Source organism: Streptomyces chiangmaiensis, assembly GCF_036281785.1.
Classification (GTDB): Bacteria; Actinomycetota; Actinomycetes; order Streptomycetales; family Streptomycetaceae; genus Streptomyces; species Streptomyces chiangmaiensis.
Window position 1 is genome coordinate 25217 of sequence record NZ_JAYWVC010000041.1, and the last position, 22751, is coordinate 47967.

Sequence of the window (22751 nt, forward strand, 5' to 3'; positions counted from 1 at the left end):
GGACAGCGAGTGCCACGGCCGCCCTTCCCGCGGTCCTAGCGGAGTGAACTGTGCGCGATGCACGCCACGTCGATCCGGTCCGCGAGCTTCGCGAGCTCGATGGTCAGCGTCGCCACCGTGTCCTCGTCCAGCTCCTCCTGCCCGGACTCCACCAGCCGCACCCACCGGCCGCCGAGCGTGCGCAGCAGCTTGCTGACGTCCGCGGCGGCCACCTGCAACGTGCCGTGGTCGTCGACGATCAGAGGCAGAGTCACTTCGCGGTTCACAGAGGGGATCGTAACCGCGGAACCTTCACGCCCCGTGCCATACCGTGGTGATGTTGCAGAACTCGCGGATTCCGTGTTCGGACAACTCCCGGCCGTGCCCGGAGCGCTTGACACCGCCGAACGGGAACGCCGGATGGGACGCCGTCATCCCGTTGACGTACACGCCGCCCGCCTCGAGATCCTGCACGAAGCGGTCGAGTTCGACGCCGTTGTGCGTCCAGACGTTGGAACTCAGTCCGAACGGCGAGTCGTTCGCCACCGCCACCGCCTCGTCGAGGTCGGCGACCCGGTACAGCGTGGCGACCGGACCGAACGCCTCCTCGCGGTGGATGCGCATCCGGGGGGTGATGCCGGCCAGGACCGTCGGCGGGTAGAACCAGCCCGGCCGGGCGGGGCGCTCGCCACCGCACAGCACATCCGCGCCGGCCCCGACCGCGTCGACGACGAGGTCCTCCAGGTCTGCGCGGCCCTGCTCGGTGGACAGCGGCCCCACGTCGGTCTCCTCCTCCATGGGGTCGCCGACCCTCAGGGCCCGCATGCCGGCCGTGAACCGCTCGGCGAAGGCGTCGAACACGTCCGTGTGCACGATGAACCGCTTGGCGGCGATGCACGACTGCCCGTTGTTCTGCACCCGTGCCGTCACCGCGACCCCGGCGGCCCGGTCGAGCTCCGCGGAGGGCATGACGATGAACGGGTCGCTGCCGCCCAGTTCCAGGACCGTCTTCTTGATCTCGTCCCCGGCGACCGAGGCGACGGAACGGCCCGCGGGCTCGCTGCCGGTGAGCGTCGCCGCCTTGATCCGCGGGTCGCGCAGCACCCGCTCGACCGCACCCGAGCCGATGAGCAGAGTCTGGAAACAACCCTCGGCGAAGCCCGCCCGGCGGAAGAGGTCCTCCAGGTAGAGCGCCGTCTGCGGGACGTTCGAGGCGTGCTTGAGCAGTCCGACGTTGCCCGCCATCAGCGCGGGCGCCGCGAACCGGACGACCTGCCACATCGGGAAGTTCCACGGCATCACGGCGAGGACCGGGCCGAGCGGCCGGTAGCGCACGAGCGCCCAGGAAGCACCCGAGTCCTTCACATCCCGCTCGGCGGGTTCCTCGTCGGCGAGCAGCTGCTCGGCGTGGTCGGCGTACCAGCGCATCGCCTTGGCGCACTTGGCGGCCTCCGCTCGGGCCTGCTTGATCGGCTTGCCCATCTCGGTGGTCATCACCCGCGCGATGTGCTGCTGGTCCTCGTCGAGCAGGTCGGCCGCCCTGTTCATGCGCAGCGCCCGTTCGGCGAACGTGGTCGTACGGTGGCTGCGGAACGCGGCATCGGCGGTGGCGAGCCTGCGCTCGATCTCTTCCTCGCCCAGGGCGTCGTACGTCTTGAGCGTCTCGCCGGTCGCCGGGTTCACGGTGGCGATGGGCATGGCTGACCTCCTGAGAACAGGCTCTGACTCGACCTTCCCGCGCGACGGCGGCCACCGCAACGCGTACTGCGCTCTCAGCCCGAGTGCTCCGCGAGCCGGTCGAGAAACGCCGCCTGTGCCTTCACGATCAGATCCCGGGCCCGGTCGAGGCCGAACCACTCCACGCGGTCCAGTTCGGGGAACTCCTTCATGAGTCCCGACCTCGGCGGCCACTCCATCGTGAAGGTACCCGGCACGACCGCCGCCGGGTCGAGGTCCGCTTCGACCGCCCAGGCCGTGACGATCTTGCCACCCGCCTGCCGCACCTCCCCGAGCGGGTGGGCCGCCCCGTCTGGCGGCGGCAGCCCCAGCTCCTCCTGGAACTCGCGGCGCGCGGCATCCCACGAGGGTTCGCCGGGCTCGTACTCGCCCTTGGGCACGGTCCACGCCCCGGCGTCGTGGCGGGCGAAGAACGGGCCACCCATATGGCCGAGCAGCACCTCCAGCCCGTGATCGGTGTGCCGGAACAGCAGCAGACCGGCGCTGCGCCTCGCCTGAGCGCTCACGGCGCCACCTCCGGGTGAGCGGCCAGCAGCGTCTCGACGGTGTCGGCCTCCTCGGGCCGCTTGTCCTCCCGGTAGCGCACCACCCGGGCGAACCGCAGGCTGACGCCCGCCGGGTAGCGGGTCGATCTCTGCAGTCCGTCGTAGGCGATCTCGACGACCAGTTCGGGTCGTACCGTCACCACCCAGCCGTTGTCGTCCACGGCCAGTTCCCGGAGCCGCTCGGTCTGCCAGGCGAGCATCGCGTCCGTCATGCCCTTGAACGTCTTGCCCAGCATGGCGAAGGAGCCGTCAGGGTTGCGGGCGCCGAGGTGGAGATTGGAGAGCTTGCCGGTACGGCGGCCGTGGCCCCACTCGGCGGCCAGCACCACCAGGTCGAGGGTGTGGACGGGCTTGACCTTCAGCCAGGAGGCACCGCGCCGGCCCGCGCTGTAGGTCGCGTCGAGCGCCTTGACCACCACGCCTTCGTGGCCCCGATGCAGGGTCTCGGCGAGGAAGTCCTCGGCGGCGGAGACGTTCTCGGGCCCCTCCACCAGAGTGCGCCGCACCCGCATCGGCTCCGGGACGAGCCGGGCCAGCTCCGCGTGACGCTCCGCGAACGGCAGGTCCAGCAGATCCCGGTCGTCCATGAGCAGCGCGTCGAAGAACACGGGGGAGACGGGAACGGCGGCCGCGGCCGCCGCAACGTCCACTCGCGACCCCACGCGCCCGGCGGTCTCCTGGAACGAGCGCGGCCGCCCCTCCACGTCCAGGGCGATGACCTCGCCGTCGAGGACGAACCGTTCGCCCGCCAGGCCCAGGGCGGCCGAGGTCACCTCGGGCAGCCGGTCGGTGATGTCGTCCAGCGTGCGGGTGTGGATGCGTACGTCGTCGCCGTCCCGGTGGACCTGGACGCGGATGCCGTCGAGCTTCTCCTCGACGGCGCAGGCACCCAGCTTCGCGACCGCTTCCGCGACCGAGGACGCCGTCTGCGCGAGCATCGGCAGCACCGGGCGGCCCACCGTGAGCCGGAACCGGTCGAGGACCGAGGGACCGTCGGCGAGCAGGCCCTGCGCGACGTTCTGGAGCGATCCGGCGAGCATGACCGCCCTGCGGACGTCCGCAGGGGCGGCCCCCGTCGCCTCGGCCAGCCCCTCGACGGCGAGGGCGTCGAGGGCACCTTGCCGCACCTCCCCGGTGAGCAGGGCGATGAGGAACCGCTGCTCGTCCTCCGTGGCCGCCGCCAGCAGCTCGCCCACCAGCCGTTTGCGTCCGGCCTGCGAGCCGGCACCGGTCACCGCCCCGATCCGGGTCAGCCGGCCGTCCACGTCGCGCACGGTGAGCGTGGGCTCGGCGGCGGGCGGAACCGGCTGACCGAGCAGCTTCCACCCGATGCCGAGCCGGCCCTGCGGCAGGCGCCCGGCCAGATACGGAATGACGATCGGCACGTCGTCCGCGTCCGCGGCCCGGAACAGCTCGCCGAGCAGCGCGATCTTCCGGGATCGCGCCGATGTGGCGGCGACGTCCCTGGACACCTGGGCGAGCCGGCTCAGCAGCATGCAGTCATGGTGCACCGTGGGCGGCCGGTCTACACCCGTGCGATCGCGTCCAGGTCGGCCATCAGCAGCTCACCGTTGATCGCGGCCCCGGCCCGGTAGCCGCGGCTCGCCGCGTTCACGACCTGCTCCGCGAAACCACTCGCGTTGCCCGCCGCCCACAGACCGGGCACGGTGGTCTGTCCCCGCTCGTCGACCACCGGGTAGGTGCCGAACGGGGACTCGCTCTGCTCGGCACCGAGCCGCTGGAACAGACCGGTCCGCGGGACGGGGCGGGGCGCCACGAACAGCACCGAGCGCTCGTGGGCCGTGCCGTCGGTGAGCCGGACACCGGTGAGCCGGTCGTCGTCCACCAGCAGCTCCGCCACCTCGCCCGCAACCGTCGCGACCCCGGCCGCCGCGAGCCGGCGCCGGTCCTCGTCGGAGAGTTCGTCCTCGGTGACGGAGTGCAGGAACAGGGTGACGTCCTTGGACCACTGGGAGACCATCAGCGCCTGGTGCACGCTCATCGGCGTCGAGGCGAGCACCCCGAACGCCTGGTCGCGCACCTCCCAGCCGTGGCAGTACGGGCAGTGCAGCACATCGCGCCCGAAGCGCTCGGCGACGCCGGGAACGGCGGGCAGCTCGTCCTTCAGGCCCGTGGCCACCACCAGTCGCCGGGCGTGCAGGTTCCGCCCTTCCCCGAGCGTCACCTCGAACTCCCCCTTCGCGTCCCGGATCGCGTCCGTCACCCGGCCGCGCAGGAGCTCCACGCCGTACCGTGCGATCTCCTCCCGTCCCACGGCGAGGAACTCGGCCGGCGGCACGCCGTCACGTGACAGGTATCCGTGCATGTGCGCCGCGGGCGCGTTGCGCGGCTCGCCCGCGTCGACGACGAGCGTGCGGCGCCGCGCCCGCCCCAGGACCAGGGCCGCCGACAGTCCGGCCGCACCGCCGCCGACGACGATCACTTCGTACTTCTCGGTCATGGTGACCACCTCCGCCGAGACGGTCGCCCGGTCACTGCCGGATTGACAAACAAGTTTGCCGGAACTGCAATACGTGGCGTGGGTACGGACGAGGTTCTCGCGGGCGTGGGTCCCCGGCTGCGGCGGATCCGGAAGGAGCGGGAGGTGACCCTTGCGGGGCTTTCCGAGACGACCGGCATCTCTGTGAGCACCCTCTCGCGGCTGGAGTCGGGGCTGCGCAGACCCAGCCTCGAACTGCTGCTGCCGATCGCACAGGCGCACCAGGTGCCGCTGGACGAGCTGGTCGGTGCCCCGCCGGTGGGGGACCCGCGCGTACGGGCCGAGCCGATCGTGCGCTATGGCCGTACCCACTGGCCGCTCACCCGCCAGCCCGGCGGTCTGCAGGCCTTCAAGGTGCACGAGCCGAAGCGGAGGCTCGAACCGGATCCCCGCACACACGAGGGCTACGAATGGCTGTACGTGCTGTCCGGGCGGCTGCGGCTGGTCCTGGGCGAGCACGACGTCGTGCTCGGGGCCGGAGAAGCGGCCGAGTTCGACACCCGGGTCCCGCACTGGTTCGGATCGACGGGGGAGGGGCCGGTGGAGTTCCTCAGCCTGTTCGGTCCGCAGGGCGAGCGGATGCACGTACGGGCGCGGCCCCGCAGTTCGTGACGTCCAGCGTCCTTCGTTCGTGACGCACTCGACGGTTCCCCGATCGGCAAGCGACCGCTTAGTATGCGATCGGCTTCGGTCGGTCTCCCGACACTCTCCCGACACCGGTCGAGGCGCTCCGGAGGCGGACAATAAAAGCTGGAGGCCCCGCATGCAGGCATGGCACGTGCACGAGAACGGCGAGCCGAGCGAGGTGATGCGGCTCGAGGAGGTGGACCGGCCCACGCCGGGCGACGGCCAGATCCTGCTCAGGGTGCGCGCCGCGAACATCAACTTCCCGGACGCGCTGCTGTGCCGGGGCCAGTACCAGGTCAGGCCCCCGCTGCCGTTCACTCCGGGCGTGGAGATCTGCGGCGAGACCGAGGACGGGCGGCGGGTGATCGCCAACCCCGCACTGCCGTACGGCGGTTTCGCCGAGTACACCGTCGCCGACGCCGCGGCCGTGCTGCCCGCGCCGGACTCCCTCGACGACGCCGAGGCCGCCGCCCTGCACATCGGTTACCAGACGGGCTGGTTCGCACTCCACCGGCGGGCCGGTCTGGAAGCCGGCGAGACGCTTCTCGTCCACGCGGCGGCGGGTGGGGTCGGCAGCGCGGCGGTACAGCTCGGAAAGGCGGCCGGCGCCACCGTCATCGGCGTCGTCGGCGGGGCCGAGAAGGCCGCTGTGGCCCGGGAACTGGGCTGTGACGTGGTGATCGACCGGCGTGCCCAGGACGTCGTTGCGGCCGTCAAGGAGGCCACCGGGGGCCGGGGCGTGGACGTCGTCTTCGACCCGGTGGGCGGAGATGCGTACACGCAGTCCACGAAGGTGGTCGCCTTCGAGGGGCGCGTCGTCGTCGTGGGATTCGCGGGCGGGTCCATTCCCAGCCCGGCGCTCAACCACGCCCTGGTCAAGAACTACTCGATCCTCGGCCTGCACTGGGGCCTGTACAACACCAAGAACCCCAAGCTGGTCCAGCACTGCCACGAGCAGCTCACCGAACTGGCCGCCCGGGGTGCCATCAAGCCCCTCGTCAGCGAGCGGGTGCCGCTGAGCGGGGCGGCGGCCGCGGTCCAGCGTGTCGCCGACGGGGTGACCACCGGCCGGGTCGCCGTCGTACTCGAGAACGGAGCCGCCGTATGACCGACGCCGCCGAACTGCGCGACCGCACCCGGGAGTTGCTGGCCACACACCCGCCCGCCGACACCGACCGCCTCGACTTCCTCAGGGCCCGCTTCGATGCGGGGCTCGCCTGGGTGCACTACCCGGAGGGCCTCGGCGGCCTCGGCGCGCCTCGCTCGCTCCAGGCCGTCGTGGACGCCGAGCTGGAGACCGCGGGCGCCCCCGACAACGACCCCCGGCGCATCGGCATCGGTCTGGGCATGGCCGCTCCGACGATTCTCCGTTTCGGTACCGAGGGGCAGAAGCTGCGGTACCTCAGGCCGCTGTGGACGGGCGAGGAGGTGTGGTGCCAGTTGTTCAGCGAGCCCGGCGCCGGTTCCGACCTCGCGGCGCTCGGCACCCGGGCCGTCCGGGACGGCGAGCAGTGGACGGTCAACGGGCAGAAGGTGTGGACCTCCAGTGCCCATCTCGCCCGCTGGGCCATCCTCATCGCCCGCACCGACCCGGATGTGCCCAAGCACCAGGGCATCACCTACTTCATCTGCGACATGACCGACCCCGGCGTCGAGGTCCGGCCGCTGCGGCAGATCACCGGCGAGGCCGAGTTCAACGAGGTCTTCCTCACCGACGTCCGCATCCCGGACTCCCGCCGCCTCGGGGACATCGGCGACGGCTGGCGCGTCGCTCAGACCACGCTGATGAACGAGCGCGTGTCCATCGGTGGCATGCGCATCCCGCGCGAGGGCGGCATGATCGGCCCGGTCGCGAAGACCTGGCGTGAGCGCCCCGAACTGCGCACCCACGACCTGCACCAGAGATTGCTCCGGCTGTGGGTGGAGGCAGAGGTCGCCCGGCTCACCGGCGAGCGGCTGCGGCAGCAGCTCGTCGCGGGCCAGCCGGGCCCCGAGGGCTCCGGGATGAAGCTCGCCTTCGCCCGCCTCAACCAGGAGATCAGCGGCCTGGAGGTCGAACTCCTCGGTGAAGAGGGATTGTTGTACGACGACTGGACCATGCGCCGGCCCGAACTCGTCGACTTCACCGGCCGCGATGCCGGGTACCGCTACCTCCGCTCCAAGGGCAACAGCATCGAGGGCGGGACCAGCGAGGTCCTGCTGAACATCGTCGCCGAGCGCGTGCTCGGCCTGCCCGCCGAGCCGCGCACCGACAAGGACGTCGCCTGGAAGGACCTCGCCCGATGACGGACCTGCTCTATTCGGACGAGGAAGAGGCACTGCGTTCGGCCGTGCGCGGCCTCCTGGCCGACCACTGCGATGCGGCGGGTGTCCTCGCGCGCATCGAGTCGGACACTCCGCACGACCGCTCGCTGTGGAAGGTGCTCGCGGAGAGCATGGGCCTCGCCGGACTCCTCGTGCCGGAGTCCCTGGGCGGCCAGGGCGCCTCGCACCGTGAAGCCGCCGTCGTGCTGGAGGAGCTGGGGCGCGCTGTCGCCCCGGTGCCCTACCTCACGAGCGCGGTCGTGGCGACCGAGGCCCTGCTCGCCTGCGAGGGCGAGGAGGCCGCGAAGCTGCTGACGGAGCTCTCGTCCGGGCGGACCGTGGCCGCGCTCACGGTCGGGCTGTCGGTCCGGCCGGGCGGCGACCACGGTGTCGTACAGCAGGAGGGCGGCGCCCTGTACGGGCGGTCGACCACCGTCGCCGACGCCGCCGTCGCCGACGTGCTGCTGGTCCCGGCCGACGACGGGGGCCTGTACGCGGTGGCGGCGAACGCCGCGACCGTCACCCCGCAGGTGTCCCTCGACCTCACCCGGCCGGTCGCCACGGTCACCTTCGACGGGGCTCCCGGGCGCAGGCTCACCATCGACGCGCCGACAGCCGTACGAAGGGCTCTGCGGGCCGGCGCCGGACTGCTCGCCTCGGAGCAACTCGGCGTCGCCGACTGGTGCCTGACCGAGACCGTGCGCCATCTGAAGGAGCGCAAGCAGTTCAACCGTCCCGTGGGCGGCTTCCAGGCAGTCAAGCACCGTCTCGCCCAGCTGTGGCTGGAGATCGTGAGCCTGAGGGCCACCGCCCGCAATGCCGCCGACGCGCTCGCCGGGGGCGGTGAGGACACGGACATCGCGGTCGCCGTCGCCGCGGCGTACGCGGCACCCGTCGCGGTCCATGCCGCCGAGGAGGCCCTCCAGTTGCACGGTGGGATCGGGATGACCTGGGAGCACCCGGTCCACCTCCGCCTCAAGCGCGCGAAGGCGGATTCGATCGCGTACGGAACCGCCGGCGGCCATCGCGAGGCACTGGCCGGACTGGTCGACCTGCGGCTGCCGTTGTAGGCCCGCTTACGGCACGGCCCGCTCCCCGGGTGCATCTCCCGGGGAGTGGGCCTTTTCGGCGACCGCTGCCCGGCAGAAGTGAACGAGCGGCGGCGGTCCGGCCAACTCCTGCCAGGACGGCGGGACGTGGCCATGGAACGGCCGCATACTCCCTGAGGTCCGGTACGGCCCTACAAGGGAGGCAGAGCATGGCCCCTACCACCCGTCGCAGAGCCCTCACCACCTTCGGCGCCGCCCTCGCGGGCTCGGTCGCCCTGCCCGCCGCGCACGCATGGGCGGACGCGGGCAAGCACGGCCCCCGTCCGCTGTGGCGTGCCCACGCACACAACGACTACGACCACCCGCGCCCCCTCTTCGACGCCCTCGACCACCGCTTCGGCAGCGTCGAGGCCGACATCTACCTGGTGGGTGATCAGCTCCTGGTCGCCCACGACCCCGTCGACCTCGACCCGGAGCGGACCCTGGAATCGCTCTACCTCGACCCGCTGGCCGCGCTGGTCAAGGCCAACCATGGTTCGGTGTACCGGGGTTGGCGCAGGCCGCTGCAGCTCCTGATCGACATCAAGACCGAGGGCGCGTCGACCTACCTGGAACTCGACCGTCACCTGCGGCGCTATCGGAACCTGTTCACGACCTGCGCACACGGTCGCGTGCACCCGGGCCCGGTCACAGCGGTCATCTCCGGCGACCGCGCGGCCCGCACGCCGATGGAGGCGCAGGCCGTGCGGCGCGCCTTCTACGACGGCCGCCTCAGCGACCTCAGTACCTCCGCGCCCGCCGCCTTCATCCCCCTGATCAGCGACAACTGGACGCTCAACTTCAGCTGGACGGGAGACGGACCGTTCCCCGACGCCGAGCGGCAAAAACTGCGCGAGATCCTCACCGGGGCCCACACACGCGGGCAGAAGGTGCGTTTCTGGGCGACACCCGACGCCGCGGGACCGGCCCGGGACGCGCTGTGGACCGCGCTCTTCGACGCCGGGGCCGACTACTTCAACACCGACGACCTCGCCGGCCTCGAAGCGTTCCTCGACTCTCGCGAACGGGCGTAGAACCACACGTTCGGGGGACACGTCAGCGGCCCGAAGGCCCCCTCCGCTACGCCACACTTGCGGCCGAAAGCCGCGAAGTGGCGTGGCGGAGGAGGCTGACGATGGCTGTTTCCATTTCTGTGGTGCTGTTGCTCTTGATCATCATGGTGATCTTCCTGCGCAACGGCACACTGAAGATCACACACGCCATCATCTGCATGCTGCTGGGCTTCTTCCTTGCGAGCTCGAGCATGGCTCCGACCATTCACCAGGGGCTGGCGGCGACGGCTCAGATCGTCAGCAGTCTGCACCCCTGACGCTCACGAGTCGGAGAAGACCCCGATCCCGTCCGCAACCGGGCGTTCGGCGCCCCCACTGGGGTGGTTGCGGACGGTCACCGTGCTCGCGCCCCGCTCCCGGGTGACCAGCGTCGTGGAGCCGCCGCCGTCCAGGTTGAAACCGTCCGTGGCGCCCAACCCCCGCAGGACCGAGGCGACTTCGGCGACGGTGAGGCCGTTGCGGTAGGTGGCGGCGCCGTCCGTGGCGAGGAGCAGCAGATGGCGGCCGCCGTTCGCGGTGCCCACCGCGGTGCGCACCGCGGAGGTCGCGTCGTCGAGTCCGGACAGCGGCGCGCCCCACCGCAGCACGGGGAAGCCGCCGATCGCGAAGAGGTACGGGACGCCGGACGAAGCGGCCACCAGGCGATGCTGCACCTGAACCTCCTCGCCCTGGAACAGCTTGCGCAGTTGCTGAGCCCCCGCCTCACGGCCGACCAACACCGTGGTCCCGCGCGCAATGGCGCCCCTGCCAGGCGCGTCGGCCGCGGCGACGACCCGTCCGTTCCTGATCGTCACCTCATAGGCGTCGTTGCTGCACGGTGCGCCCCGGTTCGTGTCGGTGCCACAGGTCGCCCGAGCCCTCGACACGCTGCCCCAGTCCGACGTGTACGCCCCGATCGAACCCTGGGGCAGTGCGTACTGGTTGAGCCCGCGCAGTGGCAGCTGCCCTTCGGGTGTGGTCACGGAACCGGTGAGGGACAGCCGGTCGAGGCGGGCCGTACGGTCGGTGCCCACCCCCAGCACGTCCTCCGTCGTCGTACCGGGCGGCAGCGCGGGACCGAAGCGCTGACCGCGTGGCACGGCGGCCTTCAGCGCCCGTCCGTTCGCGACGGCCGGGCCCACGGCCGAGTTGGTGGCCTCGACCCCCCGGTGCTGTGTCTCGGAGATGTTGAAGAAGTCGCCGTTGATCCCCGCCACGGCGCCCTGCGCGTCTGCGAGGCGTGACACGACGGCCCGTGCCGCCACGACGCCCGGATGCAGCAGGCCCACACTCACGTGCGGATTGCGCAGGTCGACGGTGACGAGGTGTGCGTGTGTCACCCCGTGGGAGGTGGAGATGTCGAACTGGCTGTACTGGATTCCCGGTGCGACCGTCCGGGCCCTCGGTGCGGCACCGGCCGGTCCGGCCCCCACGAGAGCCGCGCCGGCCAGCGCGCTCCATGCCACGAGAACGGTCAGTTCGGTTCTGAACCGACCGGCGCGACGCGTCACGACTCCCCCTGATGTCTCGTCACCTTCTCGGGATTCAGAGGAAGTGCACCAGACCGGGGTGCCCCGCGCGGTGTTCAGGCGTCGACGACGCGGGATCGGATGAGAAAACGCACTCCTTCGGGTGCTTCCAGGGAGAAGCCGCTGCCGCGTCCGGACACCACGTCGACGATCAGCCGGGTGTGGCTCCAGACCTCGTACTGGCTCCGGGACATCCAGAACCCCACCGGCTCGTCGACGCCGTCGACGTCGAGTTCCGCGAGCAGCACGTCCGCCCCGCCGGTGCGGAACTCGCCCTGCGGGTAGCACATCGGGGCGCTGCCGTCGCAGCAGCCGCCGGACTGGTGGAACATCAGCGGTCCGTGGACCTCCCGCAACCGCCGCACCAGCTCGGCGGCCGCAGGGGTGAGCTCCACGCGCGGAATCATGTCCATCGTCACGCGCCCCATCCCAGCGCGGGAGACGTTGCAACGACGTTGCGCCGACAGGAAGCCAGCGGCTCTCGCTCAGCCTCGATAGCCGCGCAGCTTCCGGTACAGCGTCGCCCGGCCGATTCCCAGTGCTGTCGCCGTACGTGCCTTGTTGCCGCCGTGGCGGCGCAGCGCCTCCAGGATGGTGGTGCGTTCGGCGTGCTCCATCGGGCTGAGGGGCCGGGCCGCGGGTCCTTCCCGCACAGCGTCGGGCAGCTCGGCCCGGCGGACCGGCCCGGACGCCCGCCGGTCCTCGGCCACGGCCCGTACGACATGGGCGAGTTCGGCGACGTTGCCGGGCCACGGATACCGCTCCAGCGCCCGCAGGGCGTCCAGCGTCCAGGCCAGCGGAGGCTGACCCGGCGCCGGTCGCGGGGCCAGGGCGGGGAGCAAGTCCCTTATGTCCTCGGGGCGTTCCCTCAGTGGGGGAAGGGCGACCGAGCGGGCGGCGAGCGTGTCGAGCAGCCGCTGGAGGCAGGGGCCGGCCGGTGCCCCAGGCGTGTAGGTCACGAGCAGCTGTGCGTCGGGGTGCGCGTCGAGCAGGGTGTTCAGGGCGGCGACGCCGGACTGCGCGAGCCGCTCGGAGTGACGGAGCAGGAGAGGGTGTCCGGCTGCCAACTCGACGAGGACGGAGTCGAGTTCGCAGCCCTCCGCGGCGTCGGCGACCCGGGCGGAGCGCTCGCCGAGCAGTTCCCGGGCCAGCGCCGTCTTGCCCGTCCCCCGCTCGCCGCTCAGCAGCAGCGGCTCGGCGGAACGCGCCAGGGCGACGGCGCGCCTGGTGGCATGCCGCCATGAGACGGAGGAGCCGATGAGGGCGACGGACGGCCGCGGCAGGGGCGCCGCAGCGTCACTCAGCGGTTCCAGTACCGCCACGACCCCGATGGCCGCGCCCTCATGGCTTACGGGGGTGAGCCGGGCGGTGCACCCCGCTCCCTCGGGCAGGACAGGGTCGACCGGAACGCCCTTCTGCCGTACGGCCACCGCCGTACGTTCCAGAGCCTCCAGCGCCCGCGGCGACAGCATGCGCCCGGCCGCCGCGCTGAGCAGGCGGTTGCGGCCGTCCAGCGCGGCCACCGCACGGTTCTGACCCTGCGCGGCCCGCAGATAGGCGTCGAGCAGCACCCGTTCGGCCCGCCGTGCTCGGGCGAGCAGTTCGCCCTCCACCGCCGCGGCGGCGGCCTCGGCGAGCGCCGCACCCGGATGCGGCCCGCCGCCGGTGCACAGCGGGGACGCGACGGTCACCGTGCCGAGCACCTGTCCCGTTTCCGGCGCCAGCACCGGGACGCTGACCGCCGACACTTCCTGCCACCGGTCGAGGAAGTGCTCGGGCCCGTGCACCTCCGCCCGGCGCCGGCTGCGCAGTGCGAGGGCCGCGCTGTTGTGGCCCACCTCCCGCTCCGACAGATCGGTCCACGGCTCGGGTCCCGGTGCGTTCCCGGAACTCCACAGCACGCGCGGCCGCTCGTCGGTCAGGAAGAGTGCCGAGCGACCGATGCCGAGGGCCGGGGCGATCCGTTCCAGTACGGGGCGGGCGGCACCGAGCAGGGCCGACTTCGCCGGCCGCTGTGGACTGGCGGCGCCCTTCTTCAGATCGTGCGGCACCCCGAAGAACCGCGCGCGCCGCCACGCCGCGACGACCTCCTCCGGTACGCCGTCGGGCAGCGGATGCCCGGAAAGGAACCGTTCGCGCGCCCGGCGCAGCGGAGTGAGGGAGGTGGTGGCGGGGAGGTGCTCTGTGGTGGTCACGACACGGCTCACCGTATCGTCTTCGGTTGAAGAGCCAACAACTGCGGTAGTCCCCCGGCCGCCGTCGTCCGGCGTACCGGCTGTCTCGTATCGAGACACCCGTGACCCGGGGGTCTGCTCCCTGATCCTGCACGCTTGGTGTCCGTTCCCTGCGGGATCATCCCGTAACGCGACTGCGTCCCACGCGGCCGGCATCCGGCGACCGCTGATGTGACGGTGCGCTTCCCCCTGGCACCCCGACAGGTCCTTGCCTCAGCAGTGATGGGACTGCTGTATATAACAGTTCTTATATAAGCACTGTTACAGTTCTCGGCATGGCGGATGCTCACCTTCCTGACCCCACCGAGCACAGTCTCTGGCGGCCGTTGCGGCTGCTCCAGGCCTCGATGGATGCGGACATTGCCCGGGTCTATGCAGAGGCACGCATTGACGGACTCAAGACGAGCTTCGTCATGGAGCTGCTCCGGCTGCATGCCCGCGGGCCGATGACCATTACCGAGCTGGCCGAATCCGTGGGCCGCACGCACTCGGCGCTGAGCCAGAAGGTCGCGGCGATGCGACGGGCCGGCTGGGTCGAGACCGTCACGGGCGACGACGCCCGCAGCAAGAAGGTGACGCTCACCGACGAGGCCCGCAGCGTCGTCGGGCGCCTTGCCGCGGAGTGGCGGGCCACCGAAGCCGTGATTGCCGAGATCGAAGCCGAGATCCCCTATCCGCTCAGCCGGGTCGTCACCGACATCGAGCAGGCCCTTGAGCGCAAGAGCTTTCACGAGCGGATCGCCGAGAGGCTGGCAAAGGACCCGGCATGGCGGTGAAACGCCTGCTGCTCGATGTCACGCCGCTGCGGTCGTCCTCGCCGTTCCGGCGCGTGTGGATCGGGCAGACCCTCTCCGGGTTCGGCAGCCAGATGACACTCGTCGCGGTGATGTTCCAGGTCTGGCAGACCACGCACAGCACCGCCTGGACCGGTGCGGTCGGTCTGGCCCAGGCGATTCCTCTCATCGCCTTCGGTTTGTTCGCCGGCCTACTCGTCGACCGCTCGGACCGACGGACGTTGTACCTGCTGGCCACCGCCGGGCAGGCCGGATGCTCATTCCTGCTCGCCTTGCAGGGCTTCCTCGGACACCTCCCGGCCGCCGGAGTCATCGGCCTCGTGGCCGCGCAGTCCTTCTTCGTCGGTGGCGCCGGCCCGGCCGCCCGCACCTTCGTCTCCGGTCTGCTGCCCGAGCAGCAGCTGGCCGCCGGCTTGGCCCTCAACCGGATCGCCTTTCAGGGGGCGATGCTGATCGGGCCCGCGCTGGGCGGACTGATCGTGGCAGGGCCGGGCGTCGGATGCTGCTACCTGCTCGATGCGCTTACCTTCGCGGCGGCGCTCTGCGGCGCCTTCCGCCTGCCGCGGATGCGCCCCGGCGCCGAGCCCGCCCGTCCCGGACTGCGCGGCGTGCGCGACGGCCTTGCCTTCCTGATCCGCACCCCCGCCATCAGGGCAGCCCTGCTCACAGACCTGACCACCACCGTCCTGTCGATGCCGATCAGCCTCTTCCCCCTGATCAATGCGGAACGGTTCGGCAGTGATCCTCGCGCCCTGGGGTTGTTCCTGACCGCGATCGCAGCCGGAGGCGTCGCCGCCTCCCTCCTCTCGGGGGCATTCACCGGCCTGCCGAACCACGCCCCGGCCATGCTCGCCGCGGCAGCCGCGTGGGGTGTCGCCCTCGCGCTCTTCGGCCTGGCACCCAACCGATGGCTCGGGCTCGCTCTGCTCACGCTCGCCGGTGCCGCGGACACCGTCTGCGTGATATCCCGCAGCACAATCATCCAGACACACACCCCCAGCGAACTGCTCGGGCGTGTCAGCGCCGCGGAACAGATGGTCGGGCAAGCCGGCCCGGACATCGGCAACCTGCGCGGCGGCCTCGTCGCGGCCTCCACGTCAGGAACAACAGCCCTGGTCAGCGGCGGCCTCCTCTGCGTCGCCGCCGTTGCTCTCATCGGAGCCGGGACACCAGAGCTGCGTCGGCTGCCGACGGCGTCGCCCTCACCACAGCACCCAGCCCCATGAAGCCCGGCCGAGGACGCGGCCGGACTGCTCACGGACGCGCTGCGGCGGATCCTGGGCTGCGCCTGAGCGCGCGACCATGGAGTGAGCGGGACTTCGTGGACGACGAGGAGGCGTGATGACCAAGGACGCCACCGAGACCACCGTCACCGAGGAGGTCGTCGCCGCCCTGAGTGCGACCGCGGATCGCTTCGATCTGGTACTGGAGCGTGCGACATGACTGTTCCCATCGACTTCTCCTACGAGACCCGGCCCGTGCGGGTCGTCTTCCGGCCGGGCGCCGTGGTGTCCGCGCCCCCGGACGAGGCCGGACGCCTCGGTCTGCGCCGGCTGCTCGTCGTCTGCGGCGGCAGGGGCGAGTCCACCGCGCGGACGGTCGCTGACGCCCTGGGCGACGCCTGTGTGGGTGTGGACGCGGAGGCCCGTATGCACGTACCCGTCGAAGTCGCCGACCGGGCCGTGGAGGTGGCGCGGGCGGCGGGCGCCGACGGATGTGTCGCGGTCGGCGGCGGCTCCGCGATCGGACTGGGCAAGGCGATCGCACTGCGCACCCGGCTGCCGCTGATCGCCGTGCCGTCGACTTACTCGGGATCGGAGATGACCCCGGTATGGGGTCTGACCGAACACGGCGTCAAGCGCACCGGCCGCGACCCGGTCGTCCAGCCCCGCAGCGTCGTCTACGACCCCGAACTCACCCTCTCCCTCCCAGTGCCGCTCACCGTGACCAGCGGCATGAACGCCGTGGCACACGCCGTGGAGGCGCTGTACGCGCCGGACGGCTCCCCGCTGGTCGCGCTCATGGCGCAGGAAGGCGTCCGGGCGATGACCGGGGCGCTTCCGTCGGTGGCCGCCGATCCGCAGGACCTCGACGCCCGCGCGCGTGCGCTGTACGGGGCGTGGCTGTGCGGCGCGTGCCTCGGCTCGACCACCATGGGGCTGCACCACAAGCTGTGCCATGTGCTGGGGGGCACGTTCGGGCTGCCGCACGCCGAGACGCACACGGTGGTGCTCCCGTACGTCCTCGCCCACAACGCGCCCGCGGCACCCCGGGCGGTGGCCGCACTGAGCGGGGCCCTCGGTGCGCCGGACGTGCCGCGTACCTTGTGGGAACTGGCGGGTCGCCTGGGCGCGCCGCGTTCGCTCGCCGAACTCGGCCTGAAGCGGGAGGACTTGAGGATCGCTGCCGCTCAGGTCACGGGTCTGCCGTACGCCAACCCCCGTCCTGTTACCGCGGACGGGGTACTGGACGTGCTGACGGCCGCCTACGAGGGGCGGGAGCCGGACTCCTCCGGGACACCGGAATAGGACGCGGAGTGTCTCGTAATGAGACACCCGCCGCGCAGCGGTGTGCCACAAGATCGAGAAGGGGGGATGGCATGCAGGCGCGGCCGCTTCGGCGTGACCACGACCGCCGCTCGCTCGGCTGCGCCCCGAAGAAAGGTGAAAATCATGGCCCTCGCACTGCTCCGGCTCCGGCGGCCCAAGGGCGCCTCTGCCGCGGCGGCGGGCCTTTCGCTCCCCCTCCCGCAGGGCGCGGGCGCCCTCGCCCGTGAGGTCGTCGACCCTATGGGCTCGCCGATGGCGGCCGCGGACGTCACAGTCACCGCCCTCGACACGCACCGCGTCGCCGCCCGCGGCACGACCGACCCGTACGGATTCTTCCTCGCGGCGCTGCCGCCCGGCCAGTACAGCCTCCTGATCGTCGCCGAGGGGCTGCAACCGCACCGCGAGACGCTGGAGATCGTGCCGGGCACGACCGTGGCCGGGGAGCGGATCTGGTTGCAGTCGGCCGCGAGCCTTCAGCTCCCAGTGCCCGGCACCTGGCTCTTCGACCCGCCGCACACGGCGATCCGGTTCATCGCCAAGCACGTCGGCATGGCCCACGTCCACGGCCGCTTCGAACGCTTCGACGGCGGCATCCAGGTCGCCGAGGACATGACCCGGTCCAGCGTCCACGTCCGCATCCACGCATCGAGCATCAACACCGGCAACAACACCCGGGACAACCATCTGCGTTCCGCCGACTTCCTGGACGTCGACCGCTTCCCGTACATCGATTTCGCGAGCACGCGGTTCGTGTACCGGGGCGGCAGCAAGTGGACCCTCCAGGGTTCCCTGACGATGCACGGTGTGAGCCGCTCGGTGTCCCTGGACACGTCGTACCTGGGCACGGTGAACGGCGGGTACGGCGAGGAACTGCGCTGCGCGGCCCTGGCGAAGGCGGAACTGCACCGCGAGGACTACACACTGAACTGGCGTTCGATGCTGGCCCGTGGGATCGCGGTGGTGGGACCGACGGTGCAACTGGAACTGGACGTCCAGGCGATGTACCGCACCCACGACACCCCGACGCCACCGGAATAGGAGCTCGGGAGGATCGGCCGCGCTCCCGTCGCGGGGGCGCGGCACGGACCCGGCGCAGGCGACCGTGGGGCATCGTACGGCCGGGGTCGAAGCGCATGACGAGCGTCCCGTGCCGGACGACCCGGATCACCTCGGCGAACGCGACGGCCGGCCCACCGGTGCGCGGCCGCCGCGGACGGTTTCCTTCCGTTGCGGCTTCGTGGGCATGGGGCGAAGATCAAAGGGGACTGTCCGGCTACACGAGCTGGGGTGTTGCGGTGGGTGCCATGCCTCGTCCGACATCCGGCGGCCACCGGGAGCCTCGCCCAGGGCCCTTCGCCCCGAACGGGGATCCCGTCCTTGCCGCGCGGTTCAGCGTGCCCGTGCCGCCGAGCACCTTCGTGCGCCGGCCCCGTCTGACGGAGCGGCTCAGCCACGGCGTCCAGGGTCCGCTGACTCTGGTCAACGGACCCGCGGGAGCCGGCAAGACCCTGCTCGTCGCCGACTGGATCGCCGCCGAGGGGGCAGGGGACCGGGTGGCGTGGCTGACGGTGGCGCCCGAGGACAACGGGCCCGGTGTCTTCTGGACGTATGTGCTGGAGTCCCTGCGGCGGCACGGGCTCGCGGACGGGGACGGCATCGGCAGCCCGGCTCGCCCGGGCGAGGTCGACCATTCGCTGCTGACCAGGCTCGCCGCGCAGCTGAGCCGGCGAGAGGAGCCGCTGCTTCTGGTCCTCGACGAGTTCGACCGGGTGGGCACTTCGGCGGAGGTCGCGGAAGAACTGCAGTTCGTGCTCCGGCACGCGGGCGACGGACTGCGTCTGCTGATCATCAGCCGCACGGAGCCGCTGCTGCCGCTGCACCGCTACCGGGCCGCCGGCGAGGTCACCGACATCCGCGGCGCCGATCTGGCCTTCCGCCCCGAGGAGACGTCCGAGCTGCTGAGCCGGCACGGCATGTACCTGTCGGACGACGCCCTGTCGGCCCTGACCGAACGTACCGGCGGCTGGGCGGCGGGACTGCGATTGTGCACCCTGGCGGCCCAGGGCGCCGACGAACCGGAGACCTTTCTGAAGGACTTCGAGGCCGGCCAGAGCACACTCGCCGACTTCCTGCTCGCCGAGGTGCTCGACGCCCAGCCCGCCGAGACGCAGGACCTGCTGTTGCGCACGAGCGTCCTCGAGCAGATCCACCCCGGCCTCGCCAACGCCCTCACCGGCCGGGACGACGCGGAGGCGATCCTTGAGGGGCTCCAGCGCGCGAACGCCTTCGTCGAGGTCATCGGCCACGCGTGGTACCGGATCCACCCCTTGTTCGCCGAGATACTCCGCGTGCATCTGCGCGTACGCCACCCCGGGCTGGAGTGCGAACTCCACCGCAGGGCGGCGCACTGGCTGAGCGAGTCCGGCCTGCTCACCGAGGCCCTTCCGCACGCGGCCGACGCGGGCGACTGGGAGCTTGCCGCCACTCGTTTCGTCGACGAGCTGTCGATCGGTCGGATGCTGACGGGACTGGACTGCGAGCACCTGGACGCCCTCTTCTCCCGGATGCCCCCCGACGCCTCGGGTCCGGCCGCTGACCTGGTCCGTGCCGCCCGCGAACTCGCCCGGCACGACATCGACCACGGTGTCGAGCATGTGCACCGCGCCGAACAGAACCTCCCGGCCGAGGGGGACCCCAGCTCCCCGGCTTTGCGCCTGAGCTGCGCCCTGCTGCGTGTCCTCGCCGCCAGGATGACCGGCTCTGCCGACCGCGCCGAGGCGGCTGCCGGCGACGTGGAGGCAGCGGAGCGTGCCATCCCCGCGGAGTCCCTGTCCCGGCATCCGGAACTGCCCGCCCTGATGCTCACGGACCTGGGTTCGGCACAGCTGTGGGCGGGACGGTTCGAGGCCGCCCAGGCCACGTTGTCCGCCGCCGCGAAAGTGGACTCGGGACCGGAGACGGCGTTGCCACGGCACGAGTGCCTCAGCAGACTGGCCTTGATCGACTTCCTGAACGGCTGGCCGGGCCGCGCCGAGTCACACGCCCGTGAGGCGGTCGCGGAGGCCGAGCGGTCGGGACTGCCGCCAGAGGCATGCACCGGCATCGCCCAGCTCGTGCTGGGCGCTGTCGCCATCGACCGCGACGACCTCGACGCGGCCCGCACCCACCTGGACCACGCCGCCTCCTCCACCCTCCCGCGCGACCCCCTCGTCAGCGCGGAGCTGGCACTGCTGCGGTCCCGCCTCCTGCTCGCCAAGGGCCATCCACGGGCGGCGCTGCGCCTCTTGGGGGAGCACCAGCGGCCGACGGCCCTGCTCGAGCCCTCCCCATGGGTGAACGACCAAACCGCCCTGACGATGGCGGTTGCCTACCTCGCGGAGGGCCGTCCACAAGCCGCGCAGGAGGTGCTCAGGGAGGAGAACGCGGCCGGACCGGAGAGCGTGGTCGTCGCGGCCCGCGCCCGGCTCGCCACCGGCGACGGCGCGGCGGCACACGATCTGCTCGAGGCGCTTCCCGCCGGGAGCGGCGAGGGGCCGGCCATCACGGTACGGGCGCTGCTGGCACGAGCCCAGGCGGCGGACGCGGTGGGCGACGGACGGGAGGCCCAGCGCCTGGTCGCACAGGCTCTCAGCGTGGCCCGGCCGGAGCGCCTGCGACGGCCGTTCCTGGAGTCCGGGCCCTGGCTGCGGCGGTTGGCGCGCCGGCGGCCGGACCTGGCGCAGGGCCACGCATGGCTGTCGGCCTCGCTGGTCGGGCATGTCCCGGCGGCGGGGGCGGCCGATCCCGCCCCCGCGCCGGTGACCGAGCCGCTCAGCGAGCGCGAGCACGAGGTGCTGGAACGGCTGGCACAGATGATGTCGACCGAGGAGATCGCCGCCGATCTGTATCTGTCGGTGAACACCGTCAAGACGCACCTGAAGAGCCTCTACCGCAAGCTCGCCGCCACCCGGCGGGGCGAGGCGGTGCGCCGGGCCCGGGAACTGCACCTGCTGTGACCGGCCCGCCTGCCGGTGCGGCGGCCGCCGGGCCACGGGAGCGCTCCTGGGCCGGATCGCCGGGTGCCGGGTCTCGGGGGCCGGATCAGCCGGGCAGACGCTGCATCTCCAGGACGTGCAGTCCGAGCGACTGACAGCGCGCGAGCAGGCCGTACCGGTGCTCCTCGTCGACGACCTGGCCGGACAGCACGGTCTGGTGCGGCACGACGACGCTGTCCAGCTCCGGGAACGCATTGGTCAGCATGTCCGACATCTGCCCGTCGACGCGGAGCTCGTATCGCATGCGAACGCTTTCAGCGGCCCGTTCAGGGCACGAGCACCTTGGCCTTGGCCGCCTTGTACTCGGCGTCGGTGATGTCGCCGTGGTCGTGCAGCCCGGCCAGCGTGGCCAGTTCGTCGGCCCTGCTCCTGCCGGCCGTGGGGGCGGATGCGGCCGCCTCTCGCACGTACGCGCGGAACGCCTGCTCCTGGGCCTGCGCCCGCCGCACGGTGCGCTCGCCCATGGACCTGCCCCTGGCGATCAGGTATGCGAGGACGCCGAGGAACGGCAGCACACACACGAACAGGGTCCAGCCGGCCTTCGCCCAGCCGTTGAGGCTGTCATCGCTGAAGACGTCGTGGACGACCCTGAACAGGAGGATGAACCACATGACCCACAGGAAGAACCACAAGATGGTGAGGAACGCGCTGAGGAGGGGGTAATCGCTCACGATGAACTCCGCTGCCGGCCCGCCCGTCGACACGCGGGGCGGGGGTGACTCCTGACGCACTCCACGGTGGGTCCGGCGCGGGCGGCCGGGATCACCCGGTGCGGGTGGCCTTGTCGGCACGTCCCGGAAACACCCCCCGGAACACGAGGTCCCGCTCAGCCGCCGTCCTCGTGCGGCCCTTGTGACGGCCCCTGCGCCCCGAATGTGACCCTGCCGCTCCCGGCCAGGACCGAGACCAGGGCGAGGACGGCCGGCAGTACGAGCACCCGGAGCACGGGTGTCGAGCACGATGTCCTGCAGCCACACCGTCAGCAGCGCGAGCGGCACCATCACGCAGGTCAGCGCGGTCAGGACCACAGACGCCACACCCGAGTCACGTCGCGAGGGGCCGTACGGGCGAACCGGGGAGCGCCTACCGCTTGAGGGCGTCCCTCGGCGCCACGCACAGGGCCCAGATGATGAACCCGTACAGCGCGATCAGCGTGAGCGACCACAGGGGGTAGTACGGGATCGACAGGAAGTTGGTGATGATCAGCAAGGACGCGATCGCCACCCCGAAGACCCTCGCCCAGGTGGCCATCATGAACAGGCCGATGCTCACGATCACGGCAAGCGCCCCCAGAATCAGGTGGACCCAGCCCCAGCCCATCAGGTCGAACCTGAAGACGTAGTTCGGGGTGGAGACGAAGACCGCGTCCTGGGCGACCGCCATGATGCCCCGGAAGATGTCGAGGACACCGGAGACGAGGAGCATCACGGCGGCGAAGAGCGCCAGACCGGTCGCGGCCGCCAGGGTTCCGGCCGAGCGCTGGTGCGACGGGGTGGTGGCCATGGGGGACCTCCGTTCGTTGCCCGGCTGCTGCTCACAGCCTCATCTGTGAGCGTGCGCCCGATGCACGCCGTGTTCCTCACCCGGGAAGGGTGACGACGAGGGCGCTCGCACGCGTGATCGGCTGGGCTTCGCGCTGACGGCGGTGGAGCCGCCTGCCCTCCCGGTGGCGGAGTTTCGACACTCCACGGTCGCCCGGGCGTCCGTGCCGAGACCCCCCTCAGGAGCGTGCGGTAGGGTTTACGTGCGTGATCACGCGGAATGCCGCGGAGGACGCAC

The 22751-nt window shown here is 71.6% G+C and carries 22 protein-coding genes; 11 read left to right on the forward strand and 11 right to left on the reverse strand.

The genetic code is table 11. The annotated features are described in order from the left end of the window. Nucleotides 1-35: 35 nt before the first annotated feature. From VXC91_RS15345 to VXC91_RS15365, 5 genes are all read right to left on the reverse strand, one after another. Complete coding sequence (locus tag VXC91_RS15345) at nucleotides 36-266, reverse strand: DUF6213 family protein (RefSeq protein WP_329507810.1); 231 nt, start codon at nucleotides 264-266, stop codon at nucleotides 36-38. A 25-nt stretch (nucleotides 267-291) separates the two neighbouring features. Then, nucleotides 292-1677, reverse strand: coding sequence for an NADP-dependent succinic semialdehyde dehydrogenase (locus tag VXC91_RS15350; protein WP_329507811.1), 1386 nt, complete (start codon nucleotides 1675-1677; stop codon nucleotides 292-294). Between the two features lie 74 nt (nucleotides 1678-1751). After that, complete coding sequence (locus VXC91_RS15355) at nucleotides 1752-2222, reverse strand: NUDIX domain-containing protein (protein WP_329507812.1); 471 nt, start codon at nucleotides 2220-2222, stop codon at nucleotides 1752-1754. Continuing rightward, on the reverse strand, nucleotides 2219-3757 hold the full coding sequence (locus VXC91_RS15360) for an ATP-dependent DNA ligase (protein WP_329507813.1): 1539 nt from the start codon (nucleotides 3755-3757) through the stop codon (nucleotides 2219-2221). The genes VXC91_RS15355 and VXC91_RS15360 overlap by 4 nt, the downstream gene beginning before the upstream one ends. A gap of 29 nt (nucleotides 3758-3786) precedes the next feature. Next, nucleotides 3787-4722 (reverse strand): NAD(P)/FAD-dependent oxidoreductase, encoded by a 936-nt coding sequence (locus tag VXC91_RS15365; RefSeq protein ID WP_329507814.1) that lies wholly within the window; start codon nucleotides 4720-4722, stop codon nucleotides 3787-3789. Nucleotides 4723-4800: 78 nt separating this feature from the next. Between VXC91_RS15365 and VXC91_RS15370 the strand changes: the two genes are divergently transcribed. From VXC91_RS15370 to VXC91_RS15395, 6 genes are all read left to right on the forward strand, one after another. After that, a complete protein-coding gene (locus VXC91_RS15370) occupies nucleotides 4801-5373 on the forward strand; it encodes a helix-turn-helix domain-containing protein (protein WP_329507815.1) in 573 nt (190 codons plus the stop codon). A gap of 151 nt (nucleotides 5374-5524) precedes the next feature. Then, on the forward strand, nucleotides 5525-6496 hold the full coding sequence (locus VXC91_RS15375) for an NADPH:quinone oxidoreductase family protein (protein ID WP_329507816.1): 972 nt from the start codon (nucleotides 5525-5527) through the stop codon (nucleotides 6494-6496). Next, complete coding sequence (locus VXC91_RS15380; protein ID WP_329507817.1) at nucleotides 6493-7674, forward strand: acyl-CoA dehydrogenase family protein; 1182 nt, start codon at nucleotides 6493-6495, stop codon at nucleotides 7672-7674. Before VXC91_RS15375 ends, VXC91_RS15380 begins: the two co-directional genes overlap by 4 nt. Continuing rightward, on the forward strand, nucleotides 7671-8762 hold the full coding sequence (locus VXC91_RS15385) for an acyl-CoA dehydrogenase family protein (protein WP_329507818.1): 1092 nt from the start codon (nucleotides 7671-7673) through the stop codon (nucleotides 8760-8762). Before VXC91_RS15380 ends, VXC91_RS15385 begins: the two co-directional genes overlap by 4 nt. Nucleotides 8763-8950: 188 nt before the next feature. Beyond that, nucleotides 8951-9814 (forward strand): phosphatidylinositol-specific phospholipase C/glycerophosphodiester phosphodiesterase family protein, encoded by an 864-nt coding sequence (locus VXC91_RS15390; RefSeq protein WP_329507819.1) that lies wholly within the window; start codon nucleotides 8951-8953, stop codon nucleotides 9812-9814. Between the two features lie 101 nt (nucleotides 9815-9915). Continuing rightward, nucleotides 9916-10110 carry a hypothetical protein gene (locus tag VXC91_RS15395; protein ID WP_329507820.1) on the forward strand — a complete coding sequence of 65 codons (195 nt, stop codon included), beginning with the start codon at nucleotides 9916-9918 and terminating at the stop codon, nucleotides 10108-10110. A 3-nt stretch (nucleotides 10111-10113) separates the two neighbouring features. Here the strand turns inward: VXC91_RS15395 and VXC91_RS15400 are convergent, their stop codons facing one another. The 3 genes from VXC91_RS15400 to VXC91_RS15410 form a co-directional block, all read right to left on the reverse strand. After that, nucleotides 10114-11343, reverse strand: coding sequence for a phosphodiester glycosidase family protein (locus VXC91_RS15400; protein WP_329507821.1), 1230 nt, complete (start codon nucleotides 11341-11343; stop codon nucleotides 10114-10116). 74 nt (nucleotides 11344-11417) lie between these two features. Next, nucleotides 11418-11774 (reverse strand): DUF779 domain-containing protein, encoded by a 357-nt coding sequence (locus tag VXC91_RS15405; protein ID WP_329507831.1) that lies wholly within the window; start codon nucleotides 11772-11774, stop codon nucleotides 11418-11420. Between the two features lie 72 nt (nucleotides 11775-11846). Next, entirely contained in the window at nucleotides 11847-13556 is a 1710-nt protein-coding gene (locus tag VXC91_RS15410; RefSeq protein ID WP_329507822.1) for a sigma-54-dependent Fis family transcriptional regulator, read from the reverse strand. A gap of 314 nt (nucleotides 13557-13870) precedes the next feature. Here VXC91_RS15410 and VXC91_RS15415 point away from each other — a divergent pair, with 314 nt between their 5' ends. The 5 genes from VXC91_RS15415 to VXC91_RS15435 all read left to right on the forward strand — a co-directional run bounded on the left by VXC91_RS15415 (nucleotide 13871) and on the right by VXC91_RS15435 (nucleotide 20933). Continuing rightward, entirely contained in the window at nucleotides 13871-14371 is a 501-nt protein-coding gene (locus tag VXC91_RS15415; protein ID WP_329507823.1) for a MarR family winged helix-turn-helix transcriptional regulator, read from the forward strand. Beyond that, entirely contained in the window at nucleotides 14362-15615 is a 1254-nt protein-coding gene (locus tag VXC91_RS15420) for an MFS transporter (protein WP_329507824.1), read from the forward strand. The genes VXC91_RS15415 and VXC91_RS15420 overlap by 10 nt, the downstream gene beginning before the upstream one ends. 213 nt (nucleotides 15616-15828) lie before the next feature. After that, on the forward strand, nucleotides 15829-16917 hold the full coding sequence (locus VXC91_RS15425; protein WP_329507825.1) for a maleylacetate reductase: 1089 nt from the start codon (nucleotides 15829-15831) through the stop codon (nucleotides 16915-16917). A 144-nt stretch (nucleotides 16918-17061) separates the two neighbouring features. After that, nucleotides 17062-17976: a YceI family protein gene (locus VXC91_RS15430; RefSeq protein WP_329507826.1), complete on the forward strand. Its 915-nt coding sequence runs from the start codon at nucleotides 17062-17064 to the stop codon at nucleotides 17974-17976. A gap of 266 nt (nucleotides 17977-18242) precedes the next feature. Further along, nucleotides 18243-20933 carry a LuxR C-terminal-related transcriptional regulator gene (locus VXC91_RS15435; RefSeq protein WP_329507827.1) on the forward strand — a complete coding sequence of 897 codons (2691 nt, stop codon included), beginning with the start codon at nucleotides 18243-18245 and terminating at the stop codon, nucleotides 20931-20933. Nucleotides 20934-21018: 85 nt separating this feature from the next. Here VXC91_RS15435 and VXC91_RS15440 read toward each other — a convergent pair whose 3' ends face one another. From VXC91_RS15440 to VXC91_RS15450, 3 genes are all read right to left on the reverse strand, one after another. Further along, nucleotides 21019-21216: a hypothetical protein gene (locus VXC91_RS15440; RefSeq protein ID WP_329507828.1), complete on the reverse strand. Its 198-nt coding sequence runs from the start codon at nucleotides 21214-21216 to the stop codon at nucleotides 21019-21021. A 22-nt stretch (nucleotides 21217-21238) separates the two neighbouring features. Continuing rightward, nucleotides 21239-21643 (reverse strand): SHOCT domain-containing protein, encoded by a 405-nt coding sequence (locus tag VXC91_RS15445; protein ID WP_329507829.1) that lies wholly within the window; start codon nucleotides 21641-21643, stop codon nucleotides 21239-21241. Nucleotides 21644-22055: 412 nt separating this feature from the next. After that, a complete protein-coding gene (locus tag VXC91_RS15450; RefSeq protein WP_329507830.1) occupies nucleotides 22056-22475 on the reverse strand; it encodes a DUF7144 family membrane protein in 420 nt (139 codons plus the stop codon). Nucleotides 22476-22751 lie beyond the last annotated feature (276 nt).